General features: G+C 69.2%; 12 protein-coding genes. 5 read left to right on the forward strand and 7 right to left on the reverse strand.

Annotated elements, in window-relative coordinates:
* The first annotated feature begins 93 nt into the window (after nucleotides 1–93).
* Nucleotides 94–1,611 (forward strand): oligosaccharide flippase family protein, encoded by a 1,518-nt coding sequence (locus J3A66_RS10880; RefSeq protein WP_209568881.1) that lies wholly within the window; start codon nucleotides 94–96, stop codon nucleotides 1,609–1,611.
* Between the two features lie 33 nt (nucleotides 1,612–1,644).
* Here the strand turns inward: J3A66_RS10880 and purH are convergent, their stop codons facing one another.
* The 4 genes from purH to J3A66_RS10900 form a co-directional block, all read right to left on the reverse strand.
* On the reverse strand, nucleotides 1,645–3,207 hold the full coding sequence (purH, locus tag J3A66_RS10885; RefSeq protein WP_209568883.1) for a bifunctional phosphoribosylaminoimidazolecarboxamide formyltransferase/IMP cyclohydrolase: 1,563 nt from the start codon (nucleotides 3,205–3,207) through the stop codon (nucleotides 1,645–1,647).
* Between the two features lie 292 nt (nucleotides 3,208–3,499).
* The gene (locus J3A66_RS10890; protein WP_209570474.1) at nucleotides 3,500–5,203 is read right to left on the reverse strand and encodes a heparinase II/III family protein; all 1,704 of its coding nucleotides are present in this window, start codon (nucleotides 5,201–5,203) and stop codon (nucleotides 3,500–3,502) included.
* A gap of 29 nt (nucleotides 5,204–5,232) precedes the next feature.
* On the reverse strand, nucleotides 5,233–5,892 hold the full coding sequence (rpe, locus tag J3A66_RS10895) for a ribulose-phosphate 3-epimerase (protein ID WP_209568885.1): 660 nt from the start codon (nucleotides 5,890–5,892) through the stop codon (nucleotides 5,233–5,235).
* A 71-nt stretch (nucleotides 5,893–5,963) separates the two neighbouring features.
* Complete coding sequence (locus tag J3A66_RS10900) at nucleotides 5,964–7,241, reverse strand: transcription antitermination factor NusB (protein WP_209568887.1); 1,278 nt, start codon at nucleotides 7,239–7,241, stop codon at nucleotides 5,964–5,966.
* A 102-nt stretch (nucleotides 7,242–7,343) separates the two neighbouring features.
* Here J3A66_RS10900 and J3A66_RS10905 point away from each other — a divergent pair, with 102 nt between their 5' ends.
* Both J3A66_RS10905 and J3A66_RS10910 read left to right on the forward strand, forming a co-directional pair.
* The gene (locus tag J3A66_RS10905) at nucleotides 7,344–7,502 is read left to right on the forward strand and encodes a DUF1674 domain-containing protein (RefSeq protein WP_081874308.1); all 159 of its coding nucleotides are present in this window, start codon (nucleotides 7,344–7,346) and stop codon (nucleotides 7,500–7,502) included.
* A gap of 242 nt (nucleotides 7,503–7,744) precedes the next feature.
* Nucleotides 7,745–9,574, forward strand: coding sequence for an AsmA family protein (locus J3A66_RS10910; protein WP_348634034.1), 1,830 nt, complete (start codon nucleotides 7,745–7,747; stop codon nucleotides 9,572–9,574).
* A 46-nt stretch (nucleotides 9,575–9,620) separates the two neighbouring features.
* Here the strand turns inward: J3A66_RS10910 and J3A66_RS10915 are convergent, their stop codons facing one another.
* Nucleotides 9,621–10,598 (reverse strand): NAD(P)H-dependent glycerol-3-phosphate dehydrogenase, encoded by a 978-nt coding sequence (locus tag J3A66_RS10915; RefSeq protein ID WP_209568891.1) that lies wholly within the window; start codon nucleotides 10,596–10,598, stop codon nucleotides 9,621–9,623.
* Nucleotides 10,595–11,623, reverse strand: coding sequence for a tRNA (adenosine(37)-N6)-threonylcarbamoyltransferase complex transferase subunit TsaD (gene tsaD / locus J3A66_RS10920; RefSeq protein ID WP_209568894.1), 1,029 nt, complete (start codon nucleotides 11,621–11,623; stop codon nucleotides 10,595–10,597). Before tsaD ends, J3A66_RS10915 begins: the two co-directional genes overlap by 4 nt.
* A 75-nt stretch (nucleotides 11,624–11,698) precedes the next feature.
* Here tsaD and hemC point away from each other — a divergent pair, with 75 nt between their 5' ends.
* Nucleotides 11,699–12,607 (forward strand): hydroxymethylbilane synthase, encoded by a 909-nt coding sequence (gene hemC / locus J3A66_RS10925; protein ID WP_192069341.1) that lies wholly within the window; start codon nucleotides 11,699–11,701, stop codon nucleotides 12,605–12,607.
* On the forward strand, nucleotides 12,604–14,250 hold the full coding sequence (locus J3A66_RS10930) for a uroporphyrinogen-III synthase (protein ID WP_209568896.1): 1,647 nt from the start codon (nucleotides 12,604–12,606) through the stop codon (nucleotides 14,248–14,250). The genes hemC and J3A66_RS10930 overlap by 4 nt, the downstream gene beginning before the upstream one ends.
* Nucleotides 14,251–14,303: 53 nt before the next feature.
* Here the strand turns inward: J3A66_RS10930 and J3A66_RS10935 are convergent, their stop codons facing one another.
* Nucleotides 14,304–15,851, reverse strand: coding sequence for a globin-coupled sensor protein (locus J3A66_RS10935; RefSeq protein WP_348634035.1), 1,548 nt, complete (start codon nucleotides 15,849–15,851; stop codon nucleotides 14,304–14,306).
* Nucleotides 15,852–15,900: the final 49 nt, after the last annotated feature.

The following is a 15,900-nucleotide window of genomic DNA, read 5'->3' on the forward strand; positions in this document are numbered from 1 at the left end:
CCCGGCTGACTCGCACAAGCGCGGCCGGCGGAGCGCTTGCTCCGGCCAACGACGCGGCTTTGCCGCGGCGCGGCGCACCAGCGGCGGTCGCCCGTGACCGAATCGACCAAGGATATCGACACGCTCGCCAAGGGCGGTCGGACCAACATTGCGGGCTTCGTCCTCCGCCTCGCCGCGCGCATCCCGTTCCTGTTCATCGCGGGCCGCATCTACGGCCCGGACCTGGTCGGCCGGTTCGCGATCGCGGTCGTGGTGGTCGAACTCGCCGCGCTGCTGGCGACGCTCGGCCTCAAGCGCGGTCTTGCACAGGCGCTGAGCAGCACCGAGCGGCCGCATGCCTATGTCGTGTGGGATGCGATGGCGGTGGCGTTCGTCGCGTCGCTGATCGCGAGCGCAGTGCTCTTCACCTTCCCCGAGATCATGTACCCCAATACGGCGATCACCGGGCTCGACCGGTTTTTGCCGCTCATCATCGTCGCGGTCGCCTGGTCCGACGTCAGCCTGGCGGCACTCGCCTATCGGCTGAACGTCAAGGCCGCGGTCACTGCGCGCGCGGTGGTCGAGCCGTGGACGATCTCGATCGCCGCCTGGGCCTTTTCCTATTTCACGATCCGCGACGGGCTCGTGCTCAGCTATGTCGCGTCGATGACCGCGGCGCTGATCGCCAGCCTCGTGCCGTTCGTGCGCAGCTACGGGCTGCCGCGCGGCTGGTCGCCGCATCTGCGCCCGCTCTACGCGCTCGCCCGCGCCAATGTGCCGCTGGCGGGCGCGGACATCCTTGAATGGGGCAGCCGCAACGTCGACCGCTTCATCCTCGGCGTGATGTTCGAGCCCAAGGTCGTCGGCATCTATTATATGGCGCAACAGGTCGCGAGCCTGCCGCAGAAGCTCAAGACGAGCTTCGACCCGATCCTCGGCCCCGTCATCACGCAGAGCCTGGCGATCAACGACCGCGCGGCGATCGCCAACCAGGTCCGGCAGGTCGCGTTCTGGATCATGGCGGCACAGGGTGGCCTCGCGCTGATGGGCTCGATTCCCGGCGAGGCGGTGATGGGCGTGGTCGGCCCGCAATTCGTCGCTGGCACCGCTGCGCTCGCCTTCCTGCTGACCGCGGAATTCCTTGCCTCAAGCGGCGCGGTCAGTGAATCCGCGCTCGTCTATATCGCGCGGCACCGCAATCTGATGATCTCGGCGGTGATGCTCGCCTTCCAGATCGGCCTCAGCTTCGCGCTGATCTTCGCGATCCGCCGCCTCGGCTATCCGGTCAATTATCAGGCCGCAGGGCCCGCGATCGCGCTCATGATCTCGGTCGCGCTGACCTCGGTGATCAAGTCGCGGCTGCTGGGAAGCCTGCTCGGCGCGAGCGTCTCGCCGTGGCGCTGGCCGCTGGTCTGGGCGGCGCTTGCCGCGATCGTCGTGGGCGCGGGCTTTACCGCGCTGCCCAAACGGCTCGAATGGGTCGAACTCGCGGTCGGCGAGCCGGCGATCGCCGCGACCTATCTCTTCATCCTCTGGAAATGGGCGTTCGGGCCAGCCGACCGCGCCCTGTTCGCCAAGACCCCCGAGCCCAGCGAAGCGACGCTGCCGCGGAGCGGGTCGCCGGTCCGCTGATCCGGCCCCCCGAAGCCGGGGGGCCGCCGGCGATCAATGGCGGAAGTGGCGCATCCCGGTAAACACCATCGCCAGCCCCGCCTCGTCCGCCGCCGCGATCACGTCGGCATCGCGGATCGACCCGCCCGGCTGGATCACCGCGGTCGCGCCTGCCTCGACCGCCGCGAGCAGCCCGTCGGCAAACGGGAAGAACGCGTCGGAGGCAACCGCCGAGCCGATCGTCCGCGGCGCCGCCCAGCCCGCCTTGTCCGCCGCATCCTTGGCCTTCCACGCGGCGATCCGCGCGGATTCGAGGCGGTTCATCTGCCCCGCGCCGATGCCCGCGGTGCTGCCGTCCTTGGCATAGACGATCGCGTTCGACTTGGTGTGCTTGGCGACGGTCCAGGCGAAGCGGCAGTCGACGAGTTCCTGCGGCGTGGGCTGGCGCTTCGTCACCACCTGCAATTCGCCGGGCGTGCCGTTGTCGCGCCCCTGGACGAGCCAGCCACCCGCGATCGACTTGGCGGTGAGCCCTGCGCGCGCTGCATCGGGCAGGTCGCCGGTCAGAAGCAGACGCAGATTCTTCTTCGCGGCGAACAACGCGATCGCCTCCTCATCGGCATCGGGTGCGACGACGACTTCGGTGAAGATGCCGGTGATCGCGCGCGCGGTCTCGACATCGAGGCGGCGGTTGACCGCGATGATCCCGCCGAATGCCGACACCGTGTCGCAGGCGAACGCCGCGGCATAGGCCTCCTCGAGCGTCGCGGCGGTCGCAACGCCGCACGGATTGGCGTGCTTGACGATGACGACCGAGGGGGCGGCATCGCGGAACTCGGCGACGAGCTCGAGCGCGGCGTCCGCGTCGTTGAGATTGTTGTAGCTCAGCGCCTTGCCCTGCACCTGACGCGCCTGGCCGATGCCGCGGACACCATCGGTCGCGGTGTAGAAGGCCCCCGACTGGTGCGGGTTCTCACCATAGCGGAGCGCATCGCCGCGCTTGAGCGTGATCGGCAGCGTGGCCGGAAACTGCTCGCCCTGGTCGACCGTGCCGAACCAGGTCGCGATCGCCGAGTCATAGGCGGCCGTGGTCGCGAATGCCTTGGCGGCGAGGCGCTTGCGGTCGTCGAGCGTCGTGCTGCCGCCCGCGACCAGCGCATAGTCCGCGGGATCGGTGACGATCGCGACATAGGCGTGGTTCTTGGCGGCCGAGCGCACCATGCTGGGGCCGCCGATGTCGATATTCTCGATCACGGTATCGCGGTCCGCGCCCTTGGCGACGGTCGCCTCGAACGGGTAGAGATTGACGATCACGAGGTCGATCGCGCCGATCTGGTGCTCCTCCATCGACGCGGCATGCCCCGCATCGTCGCGCACCGCGAGCAGCCCGCCATGGACCATCGGGTGCAGCGTCTTCACGCGGCCGTCCATCATCTCGGGAAAGCCGGTCAGCTCCGACACGTCGCGCACCGTGAGGCCTGCCGCCCGCAGCGCGGTGGCGGTACCGCCGGTCGACACCAGCTCGACACCGTGGCTCGCAAGCGCGGTGCCGAGATCGACGATCCCGGTCTTGTCGGAGACGGACAGGAGTGCGCGCTTTATCGGGATGCTGGTCATGACAGGTCTTTCGTGATCCGGGTTTCGCCGTGCGGCGGGCCTTAGCGTCGGTTGACGTTGGGGAACAGGGGGCGTGCGGGAACGCGGCGATCTTCAAAGGTGGCGTCTCGACGAGTCATCGCGAAAGGAAGCACCTCCCCGGCGAAGGCCGGGGTCCAGTTGGAAAGGCCGTCGTAACGACGCGCTGTCCCCTGTCAGCACCGTCTCGCAACTGGACCCCGGCCTTCGCCGGGGAGGTGGCAGTGTGTGGGAATGAAAAGACCATTGGGTCGTGATCTGGCCGGAGAAAGTGTCAGGCCTTTTTCAGTGCCCAGCTCACGCTGGCGCCGCCCGCCGCGGCCTCGCCGGTGATCATCAGTTGCTGCGTCGCGACCGGGCGGCCGTCCGCGTCGATCCAGACGCTGTCCTCGACCACCAGCGCGCCGCCGCGGCAGCGGAACTGCCAGATCGCGCCGCCCGGCAGGCGGAGGATTGCGCCCAGACCGTCCGCGGTCGGCGACACCTGCACCCCCGCGCCCAGATGGAAGCGGATCGCGAACAGCGAAAGGCCCAGGCGCCGCTTGCTGCCCTTGGGCAACAGCGCGTCTTCGCCCCGTAATTCACGGCCGTCGCCGGTCAGCATCAGCTGGCGGCGGTGCACAAAGCCCCAGCGCCGGACATAGCCGTCATGGCTCGCTTCGATCCGGCTCGCTGCCTCCGATTCCTGCCGGCTCAGCTCGACTTCGGCAACGCCGCGGCCGAGCGTCCCGTCGGCGTGGATCGCGGTCGAATTGCTGTCGGCGATCGTCAGCGTCGAATGCGCGGCGGTAGACCGCAGACCTTCGACCATCGCGGGCGGCAATTGCGCGATTCCTGCCCGTGCGCCGCCGCAATTGACGACGAGCCGCGCCGGGCCATCGGAGAATTCGAACGCGAGCGTCGAAGCGCACCCGCCTTCGACCAGGCGTGCGACGGGTGGCGGCGCGGCGTCGACGATCAGCACCGAGGAGGCCGCCGCCAGCCGCTGATAGCCCCAGTCGCGCGCCTGGCGGAGCGGCCGGGTCCGGACGCCGCTCGCCTCGATCACCGCGGCAACTTGGGTCTCGCTTGCGGGGCCCCCGCCCTGCCAGCTCGACAGCCCGAGATCGCCATGCGTCACGCCGAGCAGTGCCGCGACCATCCTGGTGAGCGTCGTCGCGACGGGTTCGGGCAAGGCCAGGTTGCGCGCCAGATAGCTGTCCTGGAGCAGCGTCAGAAGCTGTATCGAGTCGAGCAGCATCGCCGGGCTGCGCGAAACCGAGCCGCCATCGTCGAACAATCCGGTGCCGAGCGCGCGCAGCAGCCCGGCCTCACCGAACGCACGGCGCGGGTCACCGCCCGGGATCAGCAGCCCGGCGGCAACGACGCCGCACCATGCCGCGATCCGCGGTGCGCCTGCGGGCACCTTGTCCGCGCTTCGATCGAGGTGCAGCGCGCCCCGCGCAAGTGCGTTCAGCACCTTCGAGCGGTAAACGAGGTCAGACGACGACAGGATCAGCGGCGCATGCGCGGTCCAGAACAGGATCCGCCTGCCCCAGAGGTCCGGCCGCCACGCGATCCCGCCCGGCGTGTCGGCATAGGCGGTCAGCCACAGCCCCATGAGATATTCAGCGATCGGTGCCCCGCGTGCGCGGGTTGCGACGGTCGACAGGTCGCGCAGCCAGGCAAAGCTGTGGAAATAGTCGGCAAAGGGACCGGGCAACGGCTTTGCCAGATCGAGCGTCTCGATATCGCTCACCTCGCCACGGAACGACAGCAGGCCCTCGAGCAGCATCGTGCCCCGCGGGATGTCGCCGAGCACCGGATCCTCGGGGACTGCGATCAGCTTGAGCGGATAGCGCCCCTTAAGCCGCAAGGCATGGAGCGGCGTACGCCAGGTCAGGCGGTGAAAGCGCTCCGCCAGCCGATCGGCGAGCGACAGCCCGTTGTCGCCGCCAAGCCGGATCAGGCGACGTCCTTCGTCGATACCGTCGAGCATTGGATCGGTCACGGGATCGGGCTGGTCGGTCAATCGCCCCTCAATGCCGCGATGTTGGCGGCATACTGTGCCGGCCCCCCGCGAAACACCGACGTCCCCGCGACCAGCGCGTCCGCACCCGCATCGATGCAGCGCTTCGCCCATTCGGCGTCGACACCGCCATCGACCTCGAGATCGATCACGCGACCGCTCTTCTCGATCATCGTCCGGATCGCGGTGATCTTCTTGAGCTGGCTGGGGATGAAGCTCTGCCCGCCAAACCCGGGATTGACGCTCATCACGAGCACGAGGTCGACCATGTCGAGCAGGTAATCGAGCATCTTCGCCGGCGTACCGGGGCAGATCACGACACCCGCGCGCTTGCCGAGCGACTTGATGTGCTGGAGCGAGCGGTGGATGTGCGGGCTGGCCTCGTAATGCACGGTGATGCAGTCCGCGCCGGCCTCCGCGAACGCATCGAGATACGCATCGACGGGGGCGATCATCAGATGGACGTCGAACGGCTTGGCGGTGACGCCGCGCACCGACTTCATGACCGCGGGGCCGAACGAGATGTTGGGCACGAAATGCCCGTCCATGACGTCGATATGGATCCAGTCGGCGCCGGCCGCATCGATGGCGCGGACCTCCTCACCCAGTTTGGCGAAGTCGGCGGACAGGATCGAGGGGGCGATGCGGACGGGTTGCATGAATTTGTCCTAGCGGGGGATTCACGTGGTGCGAAGGCCTTCAATCCTCCCCCAAAGCGGGGGAGGAATGATCAGGCGCGCTTCAGACGGGTGATGAAGAAGCCGTCGCAACCGCCTTGTTCGGCGAGCATGCCCGGCAGCGTGCGGACGGTGCCGGTGTCGGTCGGCGTGATCCCGGCGGGGAGCTCGGCCTGGTCGACCGGCACGATCGAATAGTCGCTGCGCGCAGACAGGAACGCGTCGAGCTGCGCCTCGCCTTCCGACGGTTCGAGCGAGCAGGTGGCGTAGACGAGCGTGCCGCCGGGCTTCACCCAGTCGGCCGCGCGCGCGAAGATCCGCGCCTGCAGCGCCGCGGTCTCGGCGATGATCGAGGGGCGGACGCGGTGGAGCACGTCGGGGTGGCGGCGGAAGATGCCGGTCGCGCTGCACGGCGCGTCGATGAGGATCGCGTCGGCGGGCTCGGCGGGCGCCCATTCGAGGAGGTCGGCGTTGACGACCTCGGCCTTCAGATGCGTCCGGTAGAGATTCTCGCGCAGCCGCTTGATCCGGCTCTGCGAATTGTCGACCGAGGTGACGGTCCAGCCCGCCGAAGCGAGCTGCAGCGTCTTGCCGCCGGGTGCCGCGCACAGATCGAGGACATGGCCCCCCCCCTTGCCCAGCAAGCGCGCGGGCAGTGAGGCGGCGATGTCCTGCACCCACCAGGCGCCGTCGCCAAAGCCCTCCATGTCGGGAACCGAGGCGTGATCGCCCAGCCGCAGATGCCCGGGCATGAAGCTCTCGCCGCCAAGCTTTTCGCGCCAGCCTTCGGTTTCGGCGGGATCGGCGATCGTCAGGTCGAGCGGCGGCGGTGCGGCGATCGCACGGCCCGCATCGTCGACCATCTCCTCGCCCCACGCGGCTTCCCAGCGCAGCTCGACCGGAGCGGGCAGCGTCGGCACCTCGGGCAGCAGCATGTTGGCGCGGAACAGCGTCCCGAACACGCCGTGGACGAGCTTGCGCGGGCCACCATCGACCAGCGGCAGGACGGTCGAGATCGCGGCGTGCGACGGCGTGCCCAGGATCAGCACCTGGACGAGCGCGATCCGCAGCGCCATCCGCGCCTTTGCATCGTCGGGCAGATTGGTCTTGGTGACCGAATCGATCATCGCGTCGAGATCGGGGAGCCGGCGCAGCGTCTCGGCGGCGATCGCATGCGCAAGCCCGCGATCGGGGCCGTGGATCGCGCGGGTCGCGGCGGGCAGCGCGGATTCGAGCGATTCGCCACGACGCAGCACCGCATCGAGCAGGCGCAGCGCGGCGCGGCGGGTGGGGACGCCAAGCGGCTCGGGGGCGTGGGTATAGTCGGGCATGAGAAGGTCCTTCGCGTTCGGGTGCAGCGCGCTGCATTGGCAAGTCGCACGGCGCGCCCCATGTGGCGGTTACGACGCCAACACGCAATCCGGAGAGCCATGATGGGCCAGCGCCCCGACCATGTGAAGCCACCCGCCTATCTGTCAAAGGATACACCGGTGCCACAGCCCGAGCCGATCGTGCCCGACAAAGACCCCGAACCGCGCGACCCGACGCGCTATGGCGACTGGGAACTCAAGGGCATGGCGATCGACTTCTGATCGCTTCGTCGTTTCGAGGCCTGATCCAGCGCTGCTCCACATCCGTCATCCCCGCGCAGGCGGGGATCCATCTTCCCGGTTGTCGGCGGTGAGGCCGCACGCTTCGCCCCTATGAATTCCCGCCTACACGGGAATGACAGAGGTTGTGTCGGTAAATCTGCGGCAGCGGTCCTGACGCACGCGGAACGTATCGCACGGCGGCGCGTCGCGGTAGGATGAGGGGATTCTTCGCAAAACGCTGGGTGAAAATCACCGGCATCGTCGTCGCTGGCGTGGTGGTGCTGGGATTGATCGTGCTCGCCGCCTTCCCCTGGGGGTCGCTCAAGGGGGTGATCCAGCGGCAGCTCACCGCGCGGTTCGGCCGGCCGGTGACGATCGGCGGGATCGAGCGCGTCGACACGTTCGGGTTCAACCCCACGATCCGCATCACCGACGTCCGTATTCCGCAGGCGGAATGGGCCGGAACGGGCGATTTCGTCCGGCTGCGCGAGGCCGAAGCCACCTTTTCCGGGCTCGCACTGCTGAAAGGGGCGTTCGGGCCGCGCGACCTGAAGGCGCGCGGACTGCGGCTTGTGCTGGTTCGCGACAGGAACGGCCGGACCAATTGGGAACGCCCGGGCAAGCCGAAGGGCGGCGGGAGCTCCACCGACCTCGACGGGCTGACGATCAGCGACAGCGTGATCGCCTATCGCGACGACAAGCAGGACCGGTTCGTCACGGCACGCTTCACCGCCGATCCGGTGCACGGCATCCGCGCGGCTGGCAACGGCACGATCCGCGGTGCAGCGGTGCGGATCGCCGTGGCGGGGCCTTCGGTCGAGCGGTTCCAGGGCAAGCCCTGGCCGTTCACCGCGTCGATCGACGGCGACGCGCTCTCGATCACCGCGAAGGGCCGGATGGACCACCCGCTCGACACCGACGCGATGGAGCTCGACGTGACCGCACGCGCGACCGACCTCAAGCTGATCGACGCGGTGATCGAGGCGGGGCTGTTCCGCACGCAGCCGGTGTCATTCTCCGCGCATGTCCGCCACGACCAGCCGAAATGGACCGTCACGCAGCTGAAGGGCGTGGTCGGACGGTCCGATTTCACCGGGCATGTCAGCGTCGACAAACAGGCCGGCCGGAGCAAGGTCGACGGCGCGATCGTATCGCGACAGTTTGATTTTGGTGATCTGGCGTCGGACGAGGGGAAGGCGAAGGGGGCCGCGCTCGAACGCGCAATCGGCCCGCGGCTCGTGCCCAACACGCGGATCGATATCGGCAAGATCGACACCACCGATGCGCGGATGGCGTTCCGGATCAAGCGGATCGTGAGCGCCAAGGGCGCGTCGCCGATCCTGTCCGCCAGGGGCGTGCTGGCGATCGACCACCAGCTGCTGACGCTCAGCGACCTCGACGCGCGATTGCCGCATGGTCGGGTCGAGGGGAAGCTGACGGTCGACCAGCGCGGCGACCGCAAGGTGCCGATGGTCGATATCAACCTGCGGCTGCGTGGCAGCAGCGTGCAGGATCTCGCGGGCGGCGGCGGCGAGTTCAGCGGCAATGTCAGCGCGCGCGCACGACTGAGGGGGCCCGGCACGACGATCCGCGCGGCGGTCGGCAATGCGAACGGCACGATCGGTTTCGTCGCGCGTGACGGGCAATTGCCGCAGGGAATCGCCGCGGCTCTGGGATTCGATGCGGCGCGCGCGCTGCTGGCGAAGGATGGCGAGCGCGCGGGGCTGCGCTGCGTCGTGCTGAAACTCGACGTGACGCGCGGCCATGGTCGGATCGATCCGATGATCGTCGACACGACCGCCAGCCTGATGCGCGGTCAGGGGAGCGTGGTGTTTCCCGGCGAGACGCTGAACATCCGGCTGACGGGCACGCCGAAACAGCATGCGCTGCTGCGCGTGCCGGGCTCGGCCTATATGACCGGCACGATCGAGCGGCCGGCGGTAACGATCCCGCCCGAGGTGAAGTCGGTCGGCAACATCTTCAAGGCGATCGGCCGCGCGATCACGGGAAAACAGGGCCCGACTGCGCGCGATGCGGATTGCTCGGGGCTCGCGGCGCGCGTGCTGCGCTAAACCGATCCTCCCCCGCCAGGGGGAGGATGAAGCAATCGCCTCCTAATCAGCCCGCCTCGTCCTTGAGCGGTCGCGCGAGGAGGTCGCCGATCACGTCGCGAACCGGTGTCCCTTCCAGCAGGCGGCAGACGGCCTCGGTGATCGGCATGTCGACGCCCGCGTCACGCGCGGCCTCGCCCAGCACGGGGGCGGTGAATGCGCCTTCCGCGACCGTGCGGCGATCAGCCAGCAACGCGGCCGCCGCCTCGCCCCGTCCGAGCCCCACCCCGAGCGAGAAATTGCGCGAACTCGTCGAGGAACAGGTGAGCACGAGGTCGCCGAGCCCCGACAGCCCGGCGAGCGTCTCCGCGCGCGCGCCGCGCGCAAGCCCGAACCGCGTCATCTCGGCAAAGCCGCGCGCGATCAGCGCCGCACGCGCATTCTGGCCAAGCCCGGCCCCTTCGACCACGCCGCAGCCGATCGCGAGCACGTTCTTCACCGCCCCGCCAATCTCCGCACCCGCGACGTCGGTCGACGCATAGGTCCGGAAATGCCGCGCCGCGAGCCGGGTCGCGAGTGCCTCGCCAAGCGCCTCGTCCTCGCAGGCGAGCGTCACCGCGGTCGGCAGCCCCGCCGCCACCTCATGCGCGAAGGTCGGCCCCGACAGCACCGCGATCGGCGCGTCGGGATGCACCGCACGCGCGACCTCGCCGACCAGCCGCTTGCTCCCCGCCTCGATCCCCTTGGCGCACAGCACCAGTGGGATGCCGCCGATCGGCGCGGCGGCGAGCACGCTGCCGACATGCTGCGCCGGCGCGACGACGAGGATCGCGTCCATGTCCGCCAGCGCACCAAGGTCGCCGGTCGCGCGGATCGTCGGCGACAGCGCGACGCCGGCGAGGAACAGCGCGTTCGCATGAGTCGCGTTAATCGAGTCGACGACGGCCGGCTCGCGTGCCCACAGGATCACGTCGCGACCTTCATGCGCGGCGACCTGTGCCAGCGCGGTGCCCCAGGCGCCGCCACCGATGACGCCGATCTTCATGCCTTCACCCCTGCACCGCGTACCGCCTCGGCGTCGGGATCGAGCGGCCAGCGCGGGCGGGCCGCGGTGTCGAGCGGGTCGGTCAGTCCGGCGGCGAACCGCTCCGCCCCGGCCCAGGCGATCATCGCCGCATTGTCCGTGCACAGCCAGAGCGGCGGCGCGACGAACCGCAGGCCGCGGGTCGCGGCGAGCGTCTGCAGTGCGCCGCGGACCGCGCCGTTCGCCGCGACCCCACCCGCGACGACCAGCGCGGTGGGTGTGACCGTCAGACCGTTCAGCGCCCTGGTCGTGCGGTCGATAAGGCAATCTACCACCGCGGCCTGGAACGACGCGGCGATATCCTCCGGCGGATAGTCCCCGACGACCCGCGCGACCGCACTTTTGAGACCGGCAAAGGAGAAATGCGGTTCGGCCGAACCCTTGAGCGGGCGCGGCAGCGGCACGGCCTTTGGATTACCCAGCACGGCGGCGCGCTCGACCGCGGGCCCCCCGGGGAAGCCGAGGCCGAGAATCTTGGCGGTCTTGTCGAACGCCTCACCGGCGGCATCGTCGATCGTCGTCGCGAGTCGGCGATAGGCGCCGACCCCTTCGACCAGCAGCAACTGGCAATGCCCGCCCGACACCAGCAACAGGAGATAGGGGAAGGCGAGATCGGGATCGGACAGCCGCGGCGACAGCGCATGGCCTTCCAGATGGTTGACCGCGATCAACGGCTTGCCCGCGGCGTGCGCGAGCGCCTTGCCGGTGACGAGCCCGACCATGACTCCGCCGATCAGCCCCGGTCCTGCCGTCGCCGCGATCGCATCGACATCGGCCAGCTTGAGCCCCGCATCGGCCAGGGCCGCAACGATCAGCGGCTCGAGCGCCTCGACATGCGCGCGTGCCGCGATCTCAGGCACGACCCCGCCGAACGGCGCATGCGCCGCCTCCTGCCCGAGCAACCGGTGCGCCAGCACCTGTCGATCGGCGGTGACGAGCGCGGCGGCGGTTTCGTCGCAGGAGGATTCGATACCCAGAATGATCATCCCATATCCCTATCGCGCCGGACAAGGCTTGTCCTCACGCTTGTCGAACGCGCCGCGTTTCTGCATGCAGGCGTCATGACTAGTTTTCGGCTCGGCACGCGCGGCTCGCCTCTCGCCCTCGCGCAGGCAGGCATGGTGCGCGACGCCTTGTGCGCCGCGCATGGCTGGTCCCCGGATCGGATCGAGACCGTCGTGATCCGTACCACGGGCGACCGTGTGCAGGATCGCGCGCTCGCCGAGATCGGCGGCAAGGCGCTGTGGACGAAGGAACTCGATCGCGCGCTGCACGACGGCGAGATCGATTGCGCCGTGCATTCGATGAAGGATGTCGAGACGATCCGCCCACAGACCCTGCAGATCGCCGCGATGCTGCCGCGCGCGGACGTGCGCGACCGGCTGATCGGCGCGGAAACGCTTGCCGACCTGCGCCAGGGCGCGGTCGTCGGCACCAGCTCGCCGCGGCGACGCGCGCAGATGCTGCGATCGCGCCCCGATCTCGACATCGTGCTGATCCGCGGCAACGTCGATACGCGGCTCGCGCGGGTCGCGGCCGGCGACATGGATGCGACGCTGCTTGCCGCCGCCGGGCTCGATCGTCTCGGGCGGACGGCGATCGGTCATGCCATCCCGACCGACATCATGCTGCCCGCACCCGCCCAGGGTGCGGTCGGGATCGAGACGCTGGTAGGCAAGCCGGCACAGGCGATCGTCGCGGCGATCGATCACGTGGATACCAGTCTGTGCGTCCGGACCGAACGCGCGCTGCTCGCGCGGCTGGGAGCGGATTGCCATTCGCCGGTGGCAGCGCTTGCCTCGCTCGCCGGCGAAACGCTGACGCTGCGCGGCGAACTGATCGCCGAGGACGGGTCGTGCGACGTCGCCGGCGCGATCGAAGGCGGGATCGACGAAGATCTTGGTACCGCGCTCGCGCTCGATCTGCTGACCCGCGCCCCCGCCAGCGTCCGGCGCCTGTTCGCCGCATGACCCGCATCGTCGTGCTGCGCCCCGAACCGGGCAATGCCGACACATGCGCCAAGCTTCGCGGACTGGGGCTCGAGCCCCTGGCGATGCCGGTGTTCACGGTCGTCCCCGTCGCCTGGACGCCGCCTGACTTGGGCGCGTTCGATGCCATTCTGCTGACCAGCGCGAACGCGGTTCGCCATGGCGCCCTGCCCGACACGCTCAAGACGCTGCCGGTGATTGCGGTCGGCGACGCCACCGCCGCCGCCGCCCGGCGCGCAGGCTTCAGTGTCGCGGTGACCGGCGCCAGCAACGTCGATGCCGCGATCGACGCGGCGCGGGCATCGGGGTTCGACCGCCTGTTCCACCCGGCGGGCCGCGACCGCAGGCCGACCGGCCCGGGCGTCGTCGCGTGCACCGTCTATGCGAGTGAAGCGCTGGGGATCGGCGATAGCGTGTTGCCGCCGCACGAAGACCTGCTCGTACTGATCCATTCGCCCCGCGCCGCGCGTGCGTTCGCTGAGCATGTCGCACAGGCCGGCGTCGACCGGTCGCGCATCACGATCGCTGCGATCAGCCGCGCCGCGGCCGACGCTGCGGGCAGCGGCTGGGACGCGCTGGTCGTGGCGGAGACTCCCACCGACGATGCGCTCGTCACGATCGCCGCAAAGCGCGCGATTGACCCTGACGCGCGTCGCGGGGATAAGCGCGTCATGAGCGACCACGTGCCGATCGAGCGTCCCCGGGCACGCGGCCCCCGCCTGGGTGTTATCATCATATTGATCGGACTGGCTTTTATCGCCGGATCGGTGGCGATGGGCTATGCGCTGAAAACGATGCCATGGTTTGGTCAGCGCACCGGTCTGACGGCCGCTGGATCGACCACGGCCGCGGCGGCATCGGGCAATCCTGATTTCACCCCCGCGCAACCGCTCAACGCCAATGGCGAACAGCCGCGGGTCGACACCGCAATGCTGGCGACGCGCGAGGCGACGCTGGCGGGCCAGCTCACCGCGCTCGAGGCCCGGACCGCGGCCGTGTCGAGCGACGCGATGGCAGCCGGGGGTCAGGCGACCCGCGCGGAAGGCCTGATGGTCGCGTTCGCTGCGCGTCGGGCGATCGATCGTGGGGTCGGACTGGGCTATATCGAGGAGCAGCTGCGACTGCGCTTCGGTCGAGCCCAGCCGCGCGCCACGGCCGCGGTGATCCAGGCCGCGCACCAGCCGGTCACGATCGAGGATCTGCGCCAGGGGCTCGATACGATCGCGCCGCAGATCACCAGCACCAACGGGACGACCAATGACAGCTGGTTGCAGACCGTGCGGCGCGAATTCAGCAACCTGATCGTGCTGCGCGAGGAAAGCATGGCCTCCCCCATGCCCGCCGACCGCCTTGCACGGGCGCGTCGACTGCTCGAGGCCGGTCAGGTCGAGGCGGCCCGCGCCGAGGTCGAGCGCCTGCCCGGCGCGACGCAGGCGAGCAACTGGATGGACGCCGCCCGCCGCTACATCGTCGCGCGCAAGGCGCTGGATATCCTCGAGAACACCGCGCTGATGGGCCAGGCGGGCCAGCCCCAGCCCAGCCCGATCGTGGTCACCACCCCGGTGCTGCCACCGGTCGCGACCTCGACGCAGAGCGAGGCACCGGTCGCCGTACCCGCCCCCTGACACCCCGCCGGGTCGACCGGCCGAGGCCTTGTCGCCTAGGAGTTGTCAGGGCGTCAGAAGGAGTTCCAGTCGTCCTCGTGGCGAACCATCGCCGGGATTGCGGCTGGCGGCAACGGCTTGACCGGCGACGTATAGCTTTCGGGCTGGCCATAATCCTGTTTTGCAGGTGCGACCGGCGGTCTGGCGGCGCGAGAATCGCTGGTGCGGAACCGTCGGGCCTGGTCGGCCAGCGTGCCCACCTCGGCGGCTAGGTTGCGCGCCGCCGCCGACGTTTCCTCCACCATCGCGGCATTTTGCTGCGTCGTCTGGTCCATCGTCCCGATCGTCGCGGAAATCTCGGTAATCGCGACCGACTGTGCCTGATTGTCCCGCGCCATGGTGGCGAGCAGGGCGTGAACCTGCGCCACGTCGTCCGATATCGCCGCGAGCGCGCCATCGACCTTCGTCACGGCATCGACCGCGGTGACGATGTCGGTCTGAGTCACCGTCAGCTGGTCGCGCGCGCGCTTGGCCTCTTCCTCCGCACGCATGGCGAGCGCGGATACCAGATCGGCGACGACCGCGAATCCGCGACCCGCATCGCCGGCCCTTCCCGCCTCGACCGCGGCGTTCATCGCCAGGACGCGCGTCTGGAAGGCGATCTTGTCCAGCCCCTCGATCACGCTGTCGATGCCCTTGGCGCTGTCCGATACACGGCCCATCGCCTGAACCGCCAGATCCGCCACCGTGCGACCGCCCCCGACCGTCGCGATCGCCTGATCGGCGCGTTCGACGGTCTGGCCGGCCGCGGTCACGGAAGCACGAAGCCGGCCATCCATCTGAGTTACCGACGCGGCGGTCTCCTCGAGCGACGCGGCATTGCTCTCGGTCCGGCGGGCGAGATCCTCCGACGCCTGCGCGATCTCGTTCGATCCGGTACGGATCGCGGTGGCGCTTTCGGACACCGCGCCGATCAGCGTCCGCAACTGGTTGAGCGCGTCGTTATAGCTGTCCTCGAGCGGCGCGAAGCTGGCCGGGAGCCCCGTCAGCGTCGTCGACAGATCCCCGGCGGCGAGAGCGTTCAGCGCCTTGCCCATGGTCGTGATCGCCGCGTTGCGTTCAACCTGGGCTTCCTCGATGTACATCGACAGCGACAATTCCATGTCGAGCAGCGCCGCCTTGACGATCGCGATGCTGGCATCGGTCGCGCTCGGCGTGCGGAGCCCCTTCACCAGCCGCCGCCAGGGGCTGTAGTGGCGGCCGATCCCCGCAAGCAGATTTTCGAGAACGAGCGCATAGGCGCCGACATACCATCGTGGCTCGAGCCCGATCCGCGCGTGAACGGTCCCGATCCGCCGTACGCTGTCATAGAAGCTCGCGTCGAACTGCCCTCGCGCGATGTTCATCCAGTGCTTGGCCTGAGCCGACTTGGCCGAAGTCATGTGGCCGGCATCGCGGAAGAAGGGCGAGGTTTCGGGTTGATTGCGGACCCGGTCGTAGAATTTGTCGAGCGCGCCGCCGATCAGGGATTCGATCAAGGGCCGGACGGCAGCGACGGTCGCCTGCTGATCGGCTCCCATTTCCATGAATGCGAGACGCGACGAAACTTGGTCAACGGACACGGACGGCTCCGAATATAGCGGTAGATGACCAATTTATAGGAACGCAACG

This window comes from Sphingomonas sp. PvP018, from assembly GCF_017876865.1.
In the GTDB taxonomy this organism is placed as follows: domain Bacteria; phylum Pseudomonadota; class Alphaproteobacteria; order Sphingomonadales; family Sphingomonadaceae; genus Sphingomonas; species Sphingomonas aerolata.